The following is an 18,730-nucleotide window of genomic DNA, read 5'->3' as shown; positions in this document are numbered from 1 at the left end:
TACCAGTCGCGCTGCCGGGCGACATCCGTGCTTGAGTGTGATGCCCGCGCGATGCTTGGCAATGACTGATACAATGTCCGCTTGCGTCGTGATCCAGCTTGGCTGTCGCGATGGCCGTGGCGCGCTCCGGAAAGGCGGAAAAGCGCGCTGGATTCATGCATTTGCGTACGAATATGGACAGACATAGAAGCCTATGAGTGAGTCGGATAAAACCCCAGCACCGGCCCAGAACCGCAAGCCCAAGCGTCGGCGTCGCAAGCCGCGGCGTTCGCAGTCCCAGTGGGACGTCAAGCAGTTCCAGGTAACGCCGGTGGCGGGCAAGTGGCGTTTTCACGATTTCGATCTTCCCGTGCCGCTGATGCGTGCGATTCACGCCCTGGGATTCGAATACTGCACGCCGATCCAGGCGGAAGCCTTGACGCATACGCTGCTCGGCGGCGATGTGGTCGGCAAGGCGCAGACGGGTACCGGCAAGACCGCCGCTTTCCTGATCTCGATTCTGGCGTATTTCCTGGAAGAGAAAGCCCCCGATGGTCAGAAGCCCGGTGCGCCGCGCGCGTTGATTGTCGCGCCGACACGAGAGCTGGCACTGCAGATCGAGAAGGATGCCAAGGCACTGGCGCGCTTCACGTCGCTCAATGTGGCGAGTGTCGTCGGTGGTATGGACTATCAGAAGCAGCGCGAGCAATTGTCGCGCAATCTCGATGTGCTGGTGGCGACCCCCGGGCGGCTGCTCGACTTCCACGAGAAGCGCGATGTCGATTTGACGCAAACCGAAGTGCTGGTTCTCGACGAAGCGGATCGCATGCTGTCGATGGGCTTCATCCCTGACGTCAAGCGCATCATCCAGCATACGCCCAAGGCCGAAGAGCGCCAGACCTTCCTGTTCTCGGCGACGTTCAGCCCGGACATTCTCAACCTGGCCAGCCAGTGGACGCATGGCGCCACGCACGTCGAGATCGAGGCCAGCCTCGAGAATGCCGCCAACATCGACCAGCGTGTCTATCTGGTGGGTGACAGCGACAAGCAGCGCCTGCTGATCAACTTGCTCAATCAGGAGAGCATGGAACGCGTGATCGTGTTCGGTAACCGCCGTGACCTGGTGCGCAATCTCGACTCGTCCTTGCGTGAGGCCGGCATCAATGTGGCGATGCTCTCCGGTGATGTGCCGCAAAAAGCACGTATCGAAACCCTCGATCGCTTCCGTAACGGCGAAGTGGATGTGCTGGTCGCCACTGACGTGGCAGGGCGTGGCATTCATATCGATGATGTCAGCCATGTGGTGAATTACACCCTGCCGGAAGACCCCGAAGATTACGTTCACCGTATCGGCCGTACGGGGCGGGCCGGTGCCGAGGGCGTGTCGATCAGTTTCGTCGGCGAAGAAGATGCCTTTGCGCTGCCGGGAATCGAATCCTACATCGACGCCAAGCTGCCTTGTCAGCATCCTCCCGAAGGGTTGCTCTGAAGCGTGAAGATCGGCACTGCGTGCCTGGAAGCTGGAAGACAGCGGCTACGCCGCTTGAAGAAAGACTGCCCGGGCTGCGTTGGCCCCTTGGTGAGCGGCGACGAGGACAGGCCAGAGTGGAGGTCCGATTCCAGGGAAGGAATCGGTAGTGCCCAGGAAAGGGTTTACAGCACCTCCGCGTCGGCCTGTCCCCGTCGCCGCGCTTCTTTATGGATGCATCATGCTTGATGAGGCCCTGAAGGACGAGATACAGACCGCCTATCGCTGCGTGCTCGATGGACTCGAGCTGACGCCGCGTTATGGACAGCGCTTGATGATCGCCGAGATCGCTCGGACCCTGGGTGGCATCGAGGCGGATGACGCCGGGCGACGCCTCTCCAACGAGCATGTCTGTGTGCTCGAGGCGGGTACCGGCACCGGCAAGACGCTGGCCTATTTGCTTGCCGCACTGCCCATCGCCCAGGCACGGGGCAAGCGCCTGGTGATTTCCACTGCTACGGTGGCGCTGCAAGAGCAGGTGCTGCATCACGACCTGCCGGCGCTCAAGGCACATAGCGGTCTCGATTTTGAATACGCCCTGGCCAAGGGGCGGGGGCGCTATCTGTGCGTGGCGCGGCTCGATCAAGTCCTGGAAGGTGGGGAAGACAACCCCACGCTGTCGCTTTTCGAAGAAGCGATGACGTCGCGCGACGGTGACGACTTCCAGGCCCTGGCGCACGAAATGGCCGAGGCCTACTCGGCAGGGCGCTGGGAGGGTGATCGCGATAGCTGGCCGACGGGGATCGACGATGCGGATTGGCGCCGCCTGACCATCGATCATCGCCAGTGCACCAATCGCCGCTGTGGCCACTTCGGCGCCTGCGCCTTCTTTCGTGCCCGCCGCGGGCTCGACCAGGCCGATATCATCGTCGCTAATCACGACCTCGTGCTGGCGGATCTTTCCCTGGGCGGTGGGCTGGTATTGCCCTCGCCCAAGGAATGCATCTACGTCTTCGATGAAGGCCACCATCTGCCCGACAAGGCGCTCGATCACTTTTATCATCGCCTGCCCGTCAACGGCACGCTGCGCTGGCTGCGCACGCTGAAGAAGTCGCTCACCGAGCTCAATACCGCGCTGGCCGTGCAGCCGACCCTGGCGCGTTTGCTGGGTAGCCTGCCGGAAGCCATCGCCGCGCTGGAGCCGCGCCTCGGCGAGGCCTTCGCCATGGGCCATCGCATCGCCGAACGCGAGGAAGGCCTTCCCGACGACGCGACCGATGCTGTGCACCATCGTTTCCCCATGGGGCGCGTGCCCGAGGCGCTTTCCGAGCAGGCTGGAGCGATGGTGACGGCCTTTGCCGAGTTGTCGCGCACGCTCGAGAGCATGGCCGATATCCTGCGCGAGAGCCTCGATCCGGAAAAGGCTACCGGCTTGCCGCGCGAACAGGCCGAGGCCTGGCTGCCGCTGATCGCCCTGTTGCATGGCCGTGCGCAGGAAGCACATGCCTTGTGGCAGGCGTTGGCCACGGCGGACCCCGAAGACGGCGTGCCGCAGGCACGTTGGCTAACCTTCGAACGTGTCGCCGGCGAGGCGGAGTTGACGTTTTCGGCAAGCCCCGTGTCGGCTGCCGAGACCTTGGCCCGGCATTTGTGGGGTACGTGCTATGGCGCGGTGGTGACCTCGGCGACGCTGACCGCGCTCAATCGCTTCGAGCGCTTGCAAGAACGCGCCGGGCTTGCCAACCGCTATCGTTATCAACGCCTGCCCAGCCCGTTCGATTATTCGCGGGCGGTGCTCAGTGTGCCGCCGGAGGCCGTCGACCCCAGCAATCGCGAGGCCCACGAGCGCGCGCTGATCGATTTCACCCAAGCGCTGGGGGAGCGCGAAGCCGTACTCATGCTGTTCTCGTCACGCAAGCAGATGCGCGCGGTGCTCGAGGCGCTGCCGGAGGCGGTGCGTCAGCGCGTGTCGGCGCAGAATCACCTGCCCAAGCGTGAATTGCTGCAGCGTCATCGTGCGCGCGTCGATGCCGGGGAGGGCAGTATCATCTTCGGGCTGGCCAGTTTCGCCGAAGGGATCGACCTGCCGGGCGAGTATCTCACTCACGTGGTAATCACCCGCTTGCCGTTTTCCGTGCCCGACGATCCGGTGGGGGCGACCCTGGCGGAGTGGATCGAAAGCCGAGGCGGGAATCCGTTCATGCGCATCTCGGTACCGGATGCCTCAATTCGCTTGGTGCAGGCTTGCGGTCGTTTGATCCGCAAGGAAGCCGATCAGGGGCGCATCACATTGCTCGACCGCCGTGTTCTGACGCGTCGTTATGGACGCGCGCTGCTCGACTCGTTACCACCTTTCCGGCGTGAAATCGACGGCATGGCGCAGTAGCGCACTGCTTACAAGCGTACTGCTCACAGACGCACCGCTCGGAAGCGCGGTAGGCTAGAAGGTAGGCGCCGACCCCGCGACAGGCGGGGCCGGGGAAGTGCACTTATTCGCCGCGCTGGCGCTGGCTCAGTGCCGGTTTCAACTTCTCGTTCATCTCGCGCATGGCCGTTTCGGTGGTCGGCCAGTCGATGCAGGCATCGGTGATGGAAACACCGTACTCTAGTTGCGAGCGATCCTCGGGGATCTTCTGGTTGCCCCAGCCGATGTGCGACTCGACCATCAGCCCCATGATCGAGGTGTTGCCCTCGAGGATCTGGTTGGCGATGTTATCCATCACCAAGGACTGCAGAGACGGATCCTTGTTGGAGTTGGCGTGCGAGCAGTCGACCATGATGTTGGGTATCACGCCTGCCTTGCGCAGCTCCTTGTCGGCGAGGGCAACGCTGACGCTGTCGTAATTGGGCTTGCCGTTACCGCCGCGCAACACGATATGGCCATAGGCATTGCCGCGCGTGCGAATCACGGCAACTTGTCCACCCTGGTCGATACCCAGAAAGTTGTGCGGGTGGGCAACCGACTTGAGCGCGTTGACCGCGACATCGAGACTGCCATCGGTGCCGTTCTTGAAGCCCACCGGCGACGACAAGCCGGACGCCATCTCACGGTGTGTCTGGGACTCGGTGGTGCGTGCCCCGATGGCCGACCAGCTGATGCAATCCTGCAGATACTGCGGTGAGATGGGGTCGAGCGCCTCGGTGGCCAATGGCAGGCCCATTTCGGCGAGCTCCACCAATAGGCGCCGAGCAGTGCGCAGCCCTTCCTGGATATCGAAGGTGTCGTCGAGGTGCGGGTCGTTGATCAGACCCTTCCAGCCGACGGTGGTGCGTGGCTTCTCGAAATACACGCGCATGACCACGTACAGGCTATCGCTCACCTCATCGGCCAACTGGCTCAGGCGACGAGCATAATCGCGTGCCGCCTCCACATCGTGGATCGAGCAAGGACCGATGACGACGACGAGGCGCGGGTCGTCGCCGTCGATAATCCGTTGAACGGTTCGGCGCCCCTCGAGTACCGTACGTTCGGCCTCCTCGGAAAGGGGAATTTCACGCTTGAGCGCTTCGGGTGTGACCAGGACGTCCTGGGAAAGGACGTTAATGTTATTGACGTGCTGTTCTGACATTCCGCTACCTGTAGATATGTGTCGCGAAGGGCATCGGTTTCGCTTGCGATAAAGCGCTACTATCGCTTGTTGGCGCCGGGAAAATCAATCTCATGGCCGAACTTCTCGCGATGATGACGGTCAATGTCTGGATGCCATAAGCGCATCCGCCGCTTTATCACCTTGATGGGGCGGGCAGAAAAAGGAACACTAGGTCCTACTTAAATCAAGCAAGTGGATCGGCCACATGACCGCAGGTCTTCGCCCAACTTCATCCATTACCTCGATCATTCAGCGCCCCGTGGGCTCGACTGGAACATGATGACCACACAGCAGATACAATTTTCCTGCGCTGGCGCCGTTGTCGGCGCTTCGCTTTATAGTGCCTCCGGCATGGGGGAAGAATGAATGGGCACTAGGGAAACCGATCACCAGCTCGTCGAGCGTGCCCAGAAGGGGGACACTCGGGCTTTCGATCTCCTGGTCAAGAAGTACCAGCACAAGATTCTCGGCCTGATCGGGCGTTATGTGCATGATCCCGCCGAAGTGCAGGATGTCGCGCAGGAAGCCTTCATCAAGGCCTATCGTGCCTTGGGCAAGTTTCGTTCCGATAGTGCTTTTTATACGTGGATGTACCGCATCGCTATCAATACCGCCAAGAATCACCTGGTGTCTCGTGGCCGCCGGCCACCGGGCAACGACATGGACATCGCGGACGCCGAGGTGCTCGACCATAGCGGTCGTCTTTCCGATATAGAAACCCCGGAAGCCGCCTTGCAGCGCGATCAGCTTGAGGCGGTAGTGTTCGAGACCATCGAAAACCTGCCGGAAGATCTGCGCACCGCGATTACCTTGCGCGAAATGGACGGGCTCGCCTATGAAGATATCGCCAATATCATGCAGTGCCCGGTGGGGACGGTACGTTCACGCATCTTCAGGGCGCGCGAGGCGGTGGACAAAGCCATCGAGCCGATGCTGAACGCGCCGCGCCAGGCCGATGCCACGGTCGAATGACCGAGTGGGATGATAAAAAAAGTGTCGCGCGACGCATTCAAAAGTGAACTGTCCGGCGACTTTGACGTCTCAACGAGTACCAGTGGAATGAGTGGGCGCTACCGTGTCAGGTGGGCAGGATAATCGTGCAAGATATCAAGAAAAGGTATTGCCACACGTGAACCGCTGCGTAGCGCCCAGTAGACGATAGGCATTCGTCTTCTCGAATGTGAGGGGGTAAGTATGAATCAGAACGTACGAGAGTCCTTGTCCGCGCTGATGGATAATGAGGGCGACGAGCTCGAGATACGCCGTGTCATGAGGTCGTTGCAAGACGCCCCTGAAGACGCCGACACATGGCGACGTTATCACTTGGCGCGCAGCATGATGCAGCGTGATCGCGGTGTGGATGTCAGTGCGGATCTGTCCGCCGGCATCATGGCACGCCTTGCCGACGAGCCTGAGGTGCAGGAGTCGGCGACATCTGGCACGCGCCGTGCGGTGCCGTTCTCCTTTGCCGGTAGCGCTGCGATCGCCGCTGCGGTGTCGCTGATGGTCATCACCGGTGTCCAGGTGTATAACGCCAACTCGCCGAGCGGTGTCAGCGGTGAGGGGACCGAGTTCGCCAGCGGTAATGCCGCTTCCGGTGAGACGCCTTCCGCCGAGGGCGGCGCCAACGTGCAGCCAGCATCGCTGCAGAGCGCGCCCTCGGGGGGCGGTGTTGGTGCCAGACTCGCGAGCTTCGGCGGTGAGGGTACCGGGTTCTTGACCTCATCAGGGGCGAATACAGTATTTCCCAGCCTCGCGCCTTCGGGCCCCGGCGGTGCCATGGAAGCCAGCATGGACGCGTCGCTCTTTTCCGACTCTCCACGTCAGGCCTCACGCAGCGACCATGAACAGGCGCGCCTTCTGCAGACATACCTGAACCAGCAGCAGTCTGACGGTGCGAGCGAGGCTTGGATGTCGTCTTCTCGCTCACTCGATGGTGCGGGCGCCGAGGCGTCGGGTCAGCGTTAATTCCATGAAGTCTGTCGTCCACTTGTGACGATTCCCTCGACGCCGTGCCAAGGCGCGTCACCTGTCATCAGGGGCGCGCCTTTTTTCGTTTGGCGATTCGTCGATGCTGTGCAGCAGTCAGGGCTACATATTGAACGAGTGGTGCTGAACTAATTATGCTGTCCAGTGAACTCTTGTCCCGTTAGTGTATCAATGTAACTGTCGACGCCAGGTTTCTTGGTTGTCGATCTATGCTAAGCCGGTAATGCGCACCGGCATATTGTCAATGTGACTCCTCGTTTTGGTTAACGAGTTCACGCTTTGTATCAGGAGTTTTTCATGCAACGTTTCTCTCGTTATGTCACCCCGCTGTTATTTGCGTTTATTGCGCTATGCGCCGCGCAGTTCGCTCAGGCACGCGAATTGCCGAATTTCACCCAATTGGTCGAAGACGCCGCGCCGGGCGTCGTCAACATTTCCACTACCAGTAAGGTCGATACACGGGCCATGCAGGGCTCGCCATTCGGAGAACAGGACGTTCCCGAGATTTTTCGGCGCTTCTTCGGCGATCAGATGCCGCCCATGGTGCCGAGAGGCCCCGATCGCGGAAGCGAGAAACGCCATTCGTTGGGCTCGGGGTTCGTGATCAGCCATGACGGCTACATCATGACCAACGCCCATGTGGTGGATGGCGCCGATGAGATCGTGGTGCGGCTCAACGATCGCCGCGAGCTCGAGGCGACACTGGTGGGTGCCGACAAGAAGACCGATGTCGCCGTGCTCAAGGTCGACGCCGACGATTTGCCGACGCTCGACATGGGTGACTCCGACAAGCTGCAGGTCGGCCAATGGGTCGCCGCCATCGGCTCGCCCTTCGGCTTCGATCACTCGGTAACCTCCGGCATTGTCAGTGCGATCGACCGTACCTTGCCGAGCGATGCCTATGTGCCCTTCATTCAGACCGATGTGGCGATCAACCCCGGCAACTCCGGCGGGCCCTTGTTCAATCTCGACGGTGAGGTCGTGGGCATCAACTCGCAGATCTATACCCGCAGCGGTGGTTTCATGGGAATCTCCTTCGCCATCCCGATCAATGTGGCGATGGATATCGCCGATCAGTTGAAAGACGCCGGACACGTCAGCCGTGGCTGGCTCGGGGTGGTGATTCAGCCCGTGTCGAACGATCTGGCGGAATCCTTCGGGCTCGACGATACGCGCGGTGCGTTGATTGCCGACGTCACCGATGGCAGCCCTGCCAGCGAGGCCGGACTCAAGGCCGGCGATGTGGTGCTGGCGGTCGACGACGACGAAGTTGAGGACTCCAGTACTTTGCCGCGATTGGTGGGCCGTGTGTCGCCTGGCGATGAAGTGACGCTGAACATTCTGCGTGACGGCGATCCCCAGGAAATCGAGGTCACCGTGGGTAACTGGCCGGAAGAGGGCAAAATGGCTTCCGACCAGCAGCACTCCAAAAACGACAGCCAAGCGCGCCTGGGCGTTGCGGTCAGTGATCTCGACGATCGGATGCGCAGTCAACTCGACGTCGACAACGGCGTCGTGGTGCGCCAGCTCGATCCGCGCGGCGCCGCAGCCGCTGCCGGAATCGCGCGTGGCGACGTCATCGTCAGCTTCGATAGCACCTCCATCGAGGACACCGATGCCCTGATCGAGGCGGTGAAGAATGCGCCTACCGATCGCGCCATCCCGGTGCGTATCGTTCGCGAAGGGCGTTCGCTGTTCGTGGCGCTGCGGCTGCAGTCCGACGGCGACTGAAGCCGGATTGGCTGCCGATGCCAGGAATCGAGGCCCCGCTCTGTCGGGGCCTCGTCGCGTCGATCGCACGTCCTCGCTGTCCATGGAAGGTGCTTGCCGGTACAATGCCTTTCAATTGAATTGTCCATCGGTCCGCGTACGCTCGCCTAGCAGCCTTTCGGGCTTGACCACTGCTAACGGTATTGCTTGGCCGGATCGTGTTTCTGACTCAGGTAGGACTCGATGAGCCGCGACGAAAATAACGCAACGCTTCCACTCATTCGCAATTTCTCCATCATTGCCCATATCGACCACGGCAAGTCGACGCTTTCCGACCGCATCATCCAGATTTGCGGTGGCTTGACCGAGCGTGAGACGAAGGAGCAGGTGCTCGACTCGATGGATCTCGAGCGTGAGCGAGGCATCACCATCAAGGCTCAGTCCGTGACGCTGGACTACAAGGCCGACGATGGTCAGGTCTATCAGCTCAACTTCATCGATACGCCGGGCCACGTCGACTTTTCCTACGAAGTGTCGCGCTCGCTTTATGCCTGCGAGGGCGCGCTGTTGGTGGTCGATGCGGCGCAAGGGGTCGAGGCGCAGTCGGTAGCCAATTGCTACACGGCGGTGGAGCAGGGGCTCGAGGTCCTGCCGGTCCTCAACAAGATCGACCTGCCCCAGGCCGACCCCGATCGCGTGGCCCATGAGGTAGAAGAAATCATCGGTATCGATGCCACCGATGCCTGTCAGGTTTCCGCGAAGAGTGGCCTGGGGATGGACGCCTTGCTCGAGCGCTTGGTGCGTGACGTGCCGCCGCCCAAGGGTGATCCCGAGGCGCCGTTGCAAGCGCTGATCGTCGACTCGTGGTTCGACAACTACGTGGGTGTTATTTCTCTGGTGCGTCTCTTCGACGGCACGCTCAAGAAGGGCGACAAGATTCGCATGAAGTCCACCGAGCGGGCCTGGGAGGTCAGCGAAGTGGGCGTCTTTACGCCCAAGCGCAAGCAGACCGGTGTGCTGCGTGCCGGTGAAGTCGGCTTCGTCGTGGCGGGTATCAAGGATATTCATGGCGCCCCGGTGGGTGACACCATCGTGCACGCCAAGGGCGGTGATGATGTCGCGCGCCTGCCCGGGTTCCAGAAGGTCAAGCCCCAGGTCTATGCGGGTATGTTCCCGGTCAGCTCCGACGATTACGAAGAGTTTCGCGATGCGTTGGAGAAACTCGCGCTCAACGATGCCTCGCTGGATTACGAGCCAGAGAATTCCGATGCACTAGGCTTCGGTTTTCGTGTCGGTTTCCTCGGCACCTTGCACATGGAGATCATCCAGGAACGTCTCGAACGTGAGTACGACCTGGAGCTGCTGACCACGGCGCCGACGGTCATCTACGAGCTGGTCATGAAGGATGGCGAGGTACGTTATATCTCCAATCCGTCCAAATTGCCGGACATGGCCGACATCGACGAGATGCGTGAGCCCATCGTGCGCGCCAGCATTCTGGTGCCGCAGGAATACGTTGGCAACGTCATCACTGAGTGTGAGCAGCGTCGCGGGACACAGCTCGACATGCTGTTCCTGGGCAGTCAGCTCCAGCTCACCTACGAATTGCCGATGAGCGAAGTGGTGATGGACTTCTTCGATCGCTTGAAGTCCATCTCCAAGGGGTATGCGTCGCTCGAATACAACTTCGAGCGTTTCGAAGCCGCCAATCTCGTGCGTCTCGACGTACTCATCAACGGTGACCGCGTCGATGCGCTCGCCACCATCGTGCACCGCGACCATGCGCATCCGCGTGGCCGTGCGTTGGTGGAAAAGATGAAAGAGCTGATCCCGCGCCAAATGTTCGATGTCGCGATCCAAGCGACGCTGGGCGGTCAGGTCGTGTCGCGCTCTACCGTCAAGGCGTTGCGCAAGAACGTCACTGCCAAGTGTTACGGCGGCGACGTGACCCGCAAACGGAAGTTGCTCGAAAAGCAAAAGGCAGGCAAAAAGCGCATGAAGCAGGTAGGTAAAGTGGAAATTCCCCAGGATGCCTTCCTCGCCGTCCTCAAGATGAATGATTAGGAATCATAGCCATGGATTTTTCGTTGTTGCTGGTGTTGGCAGTCGCCGTCACCGGCATTGTCTGGCTGGTCGATATCGTCTGGTGGCGGCGAGCCCGTCGCGCTCGTCTGGAAAAAGCCGAATCGCAAGTCGATGGTGGGCTGGATGCCGACACACGGGGCAAGTTGGTCAAGGAACCCTGGGCGGTGGATTATGCGCGTTCCTTCTTTCCCGTGTTGCTGATCGTGCTGGTACTACGGAGTTTCGTGGTCGAGCCGTTTCAGATTCCCTCCGGCTCGATGCGCCCGACGCTCAAGGTCGGGGACTTCATTCTGGTCAACAAATTCACTTACGGGCTGCGGCTACCCGTCATCAACACCAAGGTCGTCGATTTCGGTGAACCCGAGCGCGGCGATGTCATGGTATTCCGCTTCCCGGACGACCCCTCGGTCGACTTCATCAAGCGTGTCATCGGCTTGCCGGGGGATCGCATTCGCTATGAAGACAAGCAGCTTTATGTCAATGGTAAGCCGGTCAGTAAATCGGTAACCGGCGATGACATCGAGGCAGCGCCTGGCGAGGAACAACTCGAGGAGCAGCTAGATGGCGTGGCGCACGCCATTTACAACAATCCCGACGACCCCGGTCCGCAAATGCGCGAGGTCGTGGTGCCGGATGGTGAGTATTTCATGATGGGCGACAACCGCGATCATTCCAACGATAGCCGCTACTGGGGCTTCGTACCGGAAGAGAATATCGTGGGCAAGGCGTTCGCGGTGTGGATGCACTGGGATGGCGGCTTGCCGAGTTTCTCTAGTGTCAGGGTCATTGAATGAACCATACTCTCGAATGACTCATGCTGGCGGAAAGCGATGCTCTCCGCCGCTTCACCCAGAACAGATGAAAAAGGCAGTGTCGTGAGTAGCCCTTTGCACGCCCTCAGTAAACGAATCGGTTACCAGTTTCGTGATGCCGCGCGGCTTGAATTGGCGGTGACCCATCGTAGCTATGGGGGCCAGAATAATGAGCGCCTGGAATTTTTGGGTGACTCCATCGTCAACTTCGTGATCGGCGAAGCGCTGTTCCAGCGCTTTCCTCAGGCCCGAGAAGGCCAGTTGTCGCGTTTGCGCGCGCGCTTGGTGAAAGGGCAGACCCTGGCCGAACTGGCGCGCGAGTTCGAGTTGGGCGAATGTCTGCGACTCGGCTCCGGCGAGATGAAAAGCGGCGGTTATCGGCGCGATTCGATCCTCGCCGATGGCGTGGAAGCGCTGATCGGCGCCATCTATCTCGATGCGGGCATGGAAGTCGCCAAGGCGCGGGTGCTGTCGTGGTACGCGACGCGTCTGGAAGGGATCGACTTACAGGACAATCAGAAAGACCCCAAGACACGCTTGCAGGAGTTTCTGCAGTCGCGGCAGTCGGCGTTGCCGCGCTATGACGTCGTCTCGGTCGAAGGCGAAGCACACGCGCAGGTCTTTACCATCGAGTGTCATGTCGCGATGCTCGAGGATCATACGCTGGGCGTCGGCTCCAGCCGCCGCCACGCCGAACAGCAAGCCGCCGAAAAGGCGCTGGAAATACTCGAACCTTCCCAGAGCAGGTACGCATGACGCAACACTGTGGTTTCGTGGCCATCGTTGGCCGCCCCAATGTCGGCAAGTCGACGCTGATGAATCGGATTCTCGGGCAGAAGATATCCATCACCTCACGGCGTCCGCAAACGACGCGCCATCAGGTGATGGGCATCAAGACCGAGGCAGACACCCAGTTCATCTATGTCGATACACCGGGCATGCACATTCAGACGCGCGATCGCAACAAGGCGATCAACCGCTTCATGAATCAGGCGGCCACGCACGCTTTGCGCGATATCGACTGCGTGATCTTCATCGTCGACCGTACCAAGTGGACCGAGGAAGACGATGTAGTACTCGAGAAGCTCAGCAACGTGCCGGCGCCGGTGATTCTGGCCGTCAACAAGGTCGACTGGCTCGAGGACAAGAGCAGCCTGCTGCCGTGGCTGGATGGCGTGAGCAAGAAGCGCGAGTTCGCGGCCATCGTGCCGCTCTCGGCCAAGAACGGCACCAATGTGCCTGAGCTTGAAGCCGAAGTCGCCCAGCGCTTGCCGGAAAGCGTGCATTACTTCTCGGAAGAGCAGATCACCGACAAGAGTCAGCGTTTCCTGGCCGCCGAGCTGGTGCGCGAGAAGGTCATGCGTCAGTTGGGTGACGAACTGCCGTATCAGATGACTGTCGAGATCGAGGAATTCAAGGACGATGGCAAGACGCTGCACATCAGTGCCTTGATTCTGGTCGAGCGTGCGGGACAGAAGAAGATTCTGATCGGCGACCAGGGCGAACGTATCAAGAACATCGGCCGTGAAGCCCGTCTGGAGATGGAGCGTGCCTTCGATGCCAAGGTCATGCTCAATCTTTGGGTGAAGGTCAAGCGGGGCTGGTCCGACGACGATCGCGCCCTGAAGAGCCTGGGTTACGACCTCGACTGATGGCGCCTGCCATGGCGCATGGATGCTGCGATGACGCCTGAACCGGCCTTTTTACTGCACAAGCGCCCTTATCGTGAGACCAGTGCCATCGTCGAGTTGCTGACGCTCACTCAGGGGCGCGTGCGTGCCGTTGCCCAAGGCGTGCAACGCGGTGGAAGCAAGGCGCGCAGCATTCTGCAACCGTTTTCCCCCCTGCACGTCACCTGGAGCGGCAACGGCGAGCTCAAGCGTCTGCGACTGCTCGAAAGCCAGGGCAGTACGGCTTTGCTGGCCGGAGAAGGGTTGCTGTGTGGCGTCTATGCCAACGAGCTCTTGGCGCGGGCATTGCCGCTGGAATATCCGGCGAACGAGGTGTTCTCGCTGTACGCGCTGACGCTCGAGGCCTTGCCAGAGCCGGCCAGGCGAGCAGGGGTGTTGAGGCGCCTGGAAATCACCCTGCTGGAAAGCCTCGACATGGCGCCGCGCTTCGTCGATGAGCATGATGCCCCGTTGGACGCCTTCACGCATTATCGATATCACCCCGAACGCCTCTGTTTTCGCGCCGTCGCCCCCGGCGAGGGCGGCATCGACGGGCGCAGCCTCAAATGGCTGGCGCGGGGCGACTGGGAGGCGCCGGGCCTGGCAGGCGTTGCCAAGCACGTCACGCGTGCGGCATTGGCGCCTTTATTGGGTGAGCGCCCGCTGCGCTCACGAGAGTTGATGCGGCGACTGGCCGAGCGTCGACGCACCTCCTGACGATTATTCCATACTCTTACTGACTTCATCCTCTTATTGAAAGGACACCGCCATGCATCCGCCACGTATCCTGTTGGGCGTCAACATCGATCATATCGCCACGCTGCGTCAGGCGCGCGGGACACGCTATCCCGATCCCGTGCAGGCGGCGATGCTGGCCGAAGAGGCCGGCGCCGACGGCATTACCCTGCATCTGCGCGAAGATCGCCGCCATATTCAGGAGCGTGACGTGCGTGTCCTCGCCGAGACGCTGGCTACGCGCATGAACCTGGAAATGGCCGTGACCGAGGAAATGATCGCCTTCGCCGAGGCGTTGCATCCCGCCAACGTCTGCCTGGTGCCCGAGCAGCGCGAGGAGTTGACCACCGAAGGCGGACTCGATGTCGCCGGCGCACGCGAGCGCGTCGACGAGGCTTGCCGGCGCCTGGCGGCGGCGGGCTGTGAGGTGTCGTTGTTCATCGACCCCGAGCCCGCCCAGATCCAGACCGCGTTCGAGCTGGGCGCGCCGACCGTCGAACTGCATACTGGGGCGTACGCCGAGGCCAGTGGCGAAGCACAGCGTATCGAGTACCAGCGCCTGGTGGCGGCGGCCGAAATGGCGTTCGAGCTGGGGCTGACGGTCAATGCCGGTCATGGTCTGCATTACCACAACGTCGAGGCGATTGCCGCGATTCCCGGCATTCATGAACTGAATATCGGACATGCCATTATCGCGCGGGCGCTGTTCGTCGGCCTCAAAGAGGCCGTGGCGGACATGAAGCGCCTCGCCATCGCCGGTCAGGAAGCCGGGGTCATGGCGCAGCTCGATGCCCACGAGCACGACCACGGGCATGACGATAACGGCGAGTGCTGCGGCGATTGAGCCTGCACGCGTCAGTCCACGGTCTGCCAGTGCTGGGCCTGCCACTCACGTAGCCGCGCGATCGCGGTCTGAAGTGCCGCATAGAGTCCCTGGCAGGCCTCGAGTCCCTGGGCCTTGAAGCGAGTTTCCAGCGTTTCCGCCAACAAGGCCAGTTGCGGCACGCCGCAGTAGCGACAGGCGCCATTGAGACGATGGACCTGCTCATGGAAAGCCTCGGCATCCTGGGCGACCCAAGCGGCGTGAATCGCCTGCTCGGATTCATCCAGGTGCTCGAACAGCAGGCTGAGCATATCGTGTGCCAGTGCTTCGCGCCCTCCGGCCATGCGCATGCCAAGCTGCATATCGACCACGGGTAATTCATCCCCAGCGGTATCGTTCTGAGCTTCTTGCGTCGGTGCCTCGTCGGGCGGTGGCGCGGGAAGCGCCGTGGGGCGAGGGTCGGACGTGGAATCGACGGTATCGCCCAGGTGGTGCTTGAGCAGGGTATCCAGCGCCGCTTCGCGGATCGGTTTTATCAAGCAGTCGCTCATGCCGTCGCGCAGCAACTGCTGGCGTTCCTCTTCGAGAGCGTGGGCGGTCAGCGCCACGATGGGCCGCCACTGCCAGTCGTCGCCAAGCGCGCGGAGCGCTTTCATGGCCTCCACGCCATTCATGCCGGGCATCTGGATATCCATCAATACCAGGGAAATGGACTCGCCATGCGCCATTGCCAGCGCTTCCTCGCCGCTTCCCGCGAGTAGCGGCGTCAAACCGCGGTCTTGTAGTAGTTCTTTGACCAGCAAGCGGTTGGAGGGCGTGTCATCGACGACCAGCACCTTGCCGGAAGGCGCGAGCGATGATGCTTCCGGCATCGTGTGCGACGACTCGCGTTCCCCCGTCAACAAGGCATTGATGGCGTTACCCAGCCCGCGTCGCGAAATGGGTTTGGTGGTGATTTCGCCGCCATGGGGAAGCGCCAGATCGGGGAGCTCGAAAGGGTCGGCATTGACCAACAGCAGCCCAGGGCAAGCGCACTGATCCAGCACCTCGCGCCAGGCCGCAATCTCGCGGGGACGCAGGTCGTCCTGAGTCAGCCCCAGCAGCAATAGATCGATCTCCGGCGGCGGGGTCGTGCAGGCATCCCGTGAGGGCAGCGACACGACGCGGGCATCCCAGCGCTCGAGGAGGTGCGTGAAGGTTCGACGGCTGGTGGAGTGGGCTTCGAACAAACCGACGCGATAACCGCCCAGGTTCAATTCGGGAAGCCGCTCGCGTTGTTGCGTGGCGATGAGCGTCAGCGAGAACGTGAAGGTCGTGCCTTCACCGCTTTCGCTTTCGACGTCGATCTCACCGCCCATCTGCTCCACCAGACGCTTACTGATCATCAGTCCCAGCCCGGTGCCGCCGTATTGGCGTGAGCGGCTGGCATCGCCCTGGCTGAAAGCCTGGAAAAGTCGCTCACGACTCGCCAGATCGAGGCCGATGCCGGTATCGCGGACGCTGATGCGCAGCTTGGTGCTGGTGGTGCTGAGATCATCGAGCATGACGCGAACCACGACCTCGCCGCGCTCGGTGAATTTGACGGCGTTATTGACCAGATTGGTGAGCACCTGCTTGATGCGCAGTGGATCGCCGAGCAGTTGGTCGGGCACATCGTCGTAGACCAGCCCCAAAAGATGCAGGCTCTTGCGCTGGGCGTTGGGCGCCTGCAAGCCGAGCACCTCGTCGACCAGCGCCACCATGTCCACCGGCACGGTTTCCAGTTCGAGCTTGCCGGCCTCGATCTTGGAAAAGTCCAGCACATCGCTGATCAGCGAAAGCAAGTTGTCCGAGGCGGTTTGTACCTGTTCGAGCCATTCGCGCTGGCGACTGTCCAGGGCGCTGCGCCCGAGCAGTTGGCAGAAACCGATGATGCCGTTGAGGGGCGTGCGGATTTCATGGCTGATATTGGCCAGAAACTGGGACTTGATGCGATTGGCTTCCAGCGCGCGGCGGTGCGCCATGTCGAGTTCGATGTTCTTGACCTCGATGGTTTCCATCGACTCGCGCAGATCGAAGGTCGTCTGATCGATCTGCGCCTGGGTGTCCTCACGCAGGCGCATCATGTGATCGCCCAGAGCGTTGAGCTGGTGCCCTAGCGTGGCCAGTTCGCGCGCGCCGCGAGGCGCCAGGCGGGCGCTGTAATCGCCGTCGTTGAGGCGTTCGAGCAGGTCGATCTGATGTTGCAACGGCCTGGTCAGACGGCGGCTCAGAGGGTAAGCGAGCAAGAACAGCAGCAGGCCCAGCACCAATCCGGCCATGCCGTGGCCGGCCAATTGGCGATAAAAGGCCAGCGTCAGCGCCGTGGTGCCCAGATCGACATCGAGCCAGTAGGCCGTGGTATCGTCCGCCGCCTCCTGGTCCGTATTGACCGTACCCAAGGGGTGCAGCCAGCGCCAGCGTTGTGCGTGCTCCTGCAATGTGCCCTGGGTCGGCATCGGTTGGGCGGGAGGCTGCTGCGTTTCGCCGAGGCTGAGCACGGCCTCGCCGTCGCCATCGCGAACGCTGACGGCGTCGATTTCATCGATATCCAGCAGGCGTTGGGCCAACTGGCGAAGATGCTCGTCACGTCCTTCATCGAGCGCCAGCGTGAAGGCCGGTGCCAAGGTGGCGGTGACATCGGCGATGCGGGTGACGAGTGCCTGACGCGCCTCCTGGCGCCCGGCATAGACGTCATACGCCCCATAGGCGAGTCCCACACCCAGTGGCAAACCCAGCAATAAAAGCAGCAAGCGCAGCCTTAATGACATTCCGACCGCTCCCTTCGTGTTCCCCATCGCCAGTATGCCACACTCAGGGGGTTCGCCTGTCGCCGACGGGCCGTCCCGGATATAATTGGACGCAGCGAATAACCGACGAATGCGTTCCAAAGCGACGCGCATCGCTCACGCCAGGCGTATCGATGGGGGTCGCAGTCAGCAAAGGATGAATCCATGCAATTTCCCACTCTTGCGGATGTGGTCGGCCACACGCCGTTGGTCCGTTTGACCCGGCTGAACGCAGGTCGTAACAACACGCTACTGGCCAAGCTGGAGGGCAACAACCCGGCGGGCTCGGTCAAGGACCGTCCGGCACTATCGATGCTCGGAGAAGCCGAGGCGCGTGGCGAGATCGTCCCCGGCGATACCCTGATCGAGGCGACCTCGGGCAATACCGGCATCGCGTTGGCCATGGCGGCGGCGATCAAGGGATATTGCATGACCTTGATCATGCCCGAGAGCGCTTCCAGCGAGCGCAAGCAGGCGATGGCCGCCTATGGCGCGCAGTTGATCGAGGTCAGCAAGGAGGCGGGCATGGAAGGCGCCCGCGACCTGGCCGATGAGATGATCGCGCGGGGCGAGGGTAAGCCGCTCAACCAGTTCGCCAATACCGACAACCCCTTGTCGCACTATCGCACCACCGGGCCGGAGCTCTGGGAGCAGACCGACGGGCAAATCACCCATTTCGTCAGCTCGATGGGCACCACCGGCACCATCATGGGCGTTTCGCAGTATCTCAAGGAACGCCGCGACGACATTCAGATCGTCGGCCTGCAGCCCGCCGACGGTGCCAGCATCGCCGGTATTCGCCGCTGGCCGCAGGAGTATCTGCCGAGCATTTTCGATGCCTCTCGAGTCGATGTCACCCTGGATATCGGTCAGCAGGAAGCCGAGGAACATATGCGTCTTCTTGCCCGCGAGGAAGGCATCCTGGCAGGCGTCTCTTCCGGTGGCGCGCTCGCCGGTGCGCTGCGTATCGCCGAGCAAGTGGAAAACGCGGTGATCGTGTTCATCGTTTGCGACCGAGGTGACCGTTACCTGTCCACCGGCCTGTTCGCCCCGGAGCGCTGA

Annotated in this window: 14 protein-coding genes; 12 read left to right on the top strand and 2 right to left on the bottom strand. The window is 61.5% G+C overall.

From position 1 onward, the window contains the following. Nucleotides 1–193 precede the first annotated feature (193 nt). Both L1073_RS01195 and dinG read left to right on the top strand, forming a co-directional pair. Nucleotides 194–1,468, top strand: a complete 1,275-nt coding sequence (locus L1073_RS01195) for a DEAD/DEAH box helicase (RefSeq protein WP_246896407.1) — start codon at nt 194–196, stop codon at nt 1,466–1,468. A 220-nt stretch (nt 1,469–1,688) separates the two neighbouring features. After that, nucleotides 1,689–3,833, top strand: a complete 2,145-nt coding sequence (gene dinG, locus L1073_RS01190; protein WP_246896405.1) for an ATP-dependent DNA helicase DinG — start codon at nt 1,689–1,691, stop codon at nt 3,831–3,833. Between the two features lie 103 nt (nt 3,834–3,936). Here the strand turns inward: dinG and L1073_RS01185 are convergent, their stop codons facing one another. Further along, complete coding sequence (locus tag L1073_RS01185; protein ID WP_246896403.1) at nt 3,937–5,016, bottom strand: 3-deoxy-7-phosphoheptulonate synthase; 1,080 nt, start codon at nt 5,014–5,016, stop codon at nt 3,937–3,939. Between the two features lie 387 nt (nt 5,017–5,403). On the opposite strand from L1073_RS01185, the gene rpoE reads away from it, so the two are divergent. The 9 genes from rpoE to pdxJ all read left to right on the top strand — a co-directional run bounded on the left by rpoE (nt 5,404) and on the right by pdxJ (nt 14,882). Then, the gene (gene rpoE / locus L1073_RS01180; RefSeq protein WP_246896401.1) at nt 5,404–6,009 is read left to right on the top strand and encodes an RNA polymerase sigma factor RpoE; all 606 of its coding nucleotides are present in this window, start codon (nt 5,404–5,406) and stop codon (nt 6,007–6,009) included. Nucleotides 6,010–6,231: 222 nt separating this feature from the next. Beyond that, nucleotides 6,232–7,005, top strand: a complete 774-nt coding sequence (locus L1073_RS01175) for a sigma-E factor negative regulatory protein (protein WP_246896399.1) — start codon at nt 6,232–6,234, stop codon at nt 7,003–7,005. Between the two features lie 318 nt (nt 7,006–7,323). Then, nucleotides 7,324–8,757, top strand: coding sequence for a DegQ family serine endoprotease (locus L1073_RS01170; protein ID WP_246896398.1), 1,434 nt, complete (start codon nt 7,324–7,326; stop codon nt 8,755–8,757). 222 nt (nt 8,758–8,979) lie between these two features. Further along, nucleotides 8,980–10,800, top strand: coding sequence for a translation elongation factor 4 (lepA, locus tag L1073_RS01165; protein WP_246896397.1), 1,821 nt, complete (start codon nt 8,980–8,982; stop codon nt 10,798–10,800). An 11-nt stretch (nt 10,801–10,811) separates the two neighbouring features. Next, nucleotides 10,812–11,615 carry a signal peptidase I gene (lepB, locus tag L1073_RS01160; RefSeq protein WP_246896396.1) on the top strand — a complete coding sequence of 268 codons (804 nt, stop codon included), beginning with the start codon at nt 10,812–10,814 and terminating at the stop codon, nt 11,613–11,615. Between the two features lie 81 nt (nt 11,616–11,696). Then, a complete protein-coding gene (gene rnc, locus L1073_RS01155) occupies nt 11,697–12,389 on the top strand; it encodes a ribonuclease III (RefSeq protein ID WP_246896395.1) in 693 nt (230 codons plus the stop codon). Beyond that, nucleotides 12,386–13,285: a GTPase Era gene (gene era, locus L1073_RS01150; RefSeq protein WP_246896394.1), complete on the top strand. Its 900-nt coding sequence runs from the start codon at nt 12,386–12,388 to the stop codon at nt 13,283–13,285. The genes rnc and era overlap by 4 nt, the downstream gene beginning before the upstream one ends. Before the next feature lie 30 nt (nt 13,286–13,315). Further along, entirely contained in the window at nt 13,316–14,020 is a 705-nt protein-coding gene (gene recO, locus L1073_RS01145; protein ID WP_246896393.1) for a DNA repair protein RecO, read from the top strand. A gap of 52 nt (nt 14,021–14,072) precedes the next feature. Further along, a complete protein-coding gene (gene pdxJ / locus L1073_RS01140; protein ID WP_246896392.1) occupies nt 14,073–14,882 on the top strand; it encodes a pyridoxine 5'-phosphate synthase in 810 nt (269 codons plus the stop codon). 11 nt (nt 14,883–14,893) lie between these two features. Here the strand turns inward: pdxJ and L1073_RS01135 are convergent, their stop codons facing one another. Continuing rightward, nucleotides 14,894–17,650 carry an ATP-binding protein gene (locus tag L1073_RS01135; protein WP_246896391.1) on the bottom strand — a complete coding sequence of 919 codons (2,757 nt, stop codon included), beginning with the start codon at nt 17,648–17,650 and terminating at the stop codon, nt 14,894–14,896. A gap of 183 nt (nt 17,651–17,833) precedes the next feature. On the opposite strand from L1073_RS01135, the gene cysM reads away from it, so the two are divergent. Next, nucleotides 17,834–18,730: a cysteine synthase CysM gene (gene cysM / locus L1073_RS01130; RefSeq protein ID WP_246896390.1), complete on the top strand. Its 897-nt coding sequence runs from the start codon at nt 17,834–17,836 to the stop codon at nt 18,728–18,730.

The sequence above is a fragment of the Chromohalobacter nigrandesensis genome, from assembly GCF_023061285.1.
GTDB lineage: Bacteria > Pseudomonadota > Gammaproteobacteria > Pseudomonadales > Halomonadaceae > Chromohalobacter > Chromohalobacter nigrandesensis.
Note: the sequence above shows the minus strand (reverse complement) of the source record. Positions and strands in the feature narration are given on the sequence as shown.

What these genes read in the sequence shown, in the direction of transcription:
- pdxJ (WP_246896392.1), top strand. Translation starts at nt 14,073, where the DNA reads ATGCATCCGCCACGTATCCTGTTGGGCGTCAACATCGATCATATCGCC.
- L1073_RS01135 (WP_246896391.1), bottom strand. Translation starts at nt 17,650, where the DNA reads ATGTCATTAAGGCTGCGCTTGCTGCTTTTATTGCTGGGTTTGCCACTG.
- L1073_RS01170 (WP_246896398.1), top strand. Translation starts at nt 7,324, where the DNA reads ATGCAACGTTTCTCTCGTTATGTCACCCCGCTGTTATTTGCGTTTATT.
- L1073_RS01175 (WP_246896399.1), top strand. Translation starts at nt 6,232, where the DNA reads ATGAATCAGAACGTACGAGAGTCCTTGTCCGCGCTGATGGATAATGAG.
- rpoE (WP_246896401.1), top strand. Translation starts at nt 5,404, where the DNA reads ATGGGCACTAGGGAAACCGATCACCAGCTCGTCGAGCGTGCCCAGAAG.
- lepB (WP_246896396.1), top strand. Translation starts at nt 10,812, where the DNA reads ATGGATTTTTCGTTGTTGCTGGTGTTGGCAGTCGCCGTCACCGGCATT.
- L1073_RS01185 (WP_246896403.1), bottom strand. Translation starts at nt 5,016, where the DNA reads ATGTCAGAACAGCACGTCAATAACATTAACGTCCTTTCCCAGGACGTC.
- dinG (WP_246896405.1), top strand. Translation starts at nt 1,689, where the DNA reads ATGCTTGATGAGGCCCTGAAGGACGAGATACAGACCGCCTATCGCTGC.
- lepA (WP_246896397.1), top strand. Translation starts at nt 8,980, where the DNA reads ATGAGCCGCGACGAAAATAACGCAACGCTTCCACTCATTCGCAATTTC.
- recO (WP_246896393.1), top strand. Translation starts at nt 13,316, where the DNA reads ATGACGCCTGAACCGGCCTTTTTACTGCACAAGCGCCCTTATCGTGAG.
- L1073_RS01195 (WP_246896407.1), top strand. Translation starts at nt 194, where the DNA reads ATGAGTGAGTCGGATAAAACCCCAGCACCGGCCCAGAACCGCAAGCCC.
- cysM (WP_246896390.1), top strand. Translation starts at nt 17,834, where the DNA reads ATGCAATTTCCCACTCTTGCGGATGTGGTCGGCCACACGCCGTTGGTC.
- era (WP_246896394.1), top strand. Translation starts at nt 12,386, where the DNA reads ATGACGCAACACTGTGGTTTCGTGGCCATCGTTGGCCGCCCCAATGTC.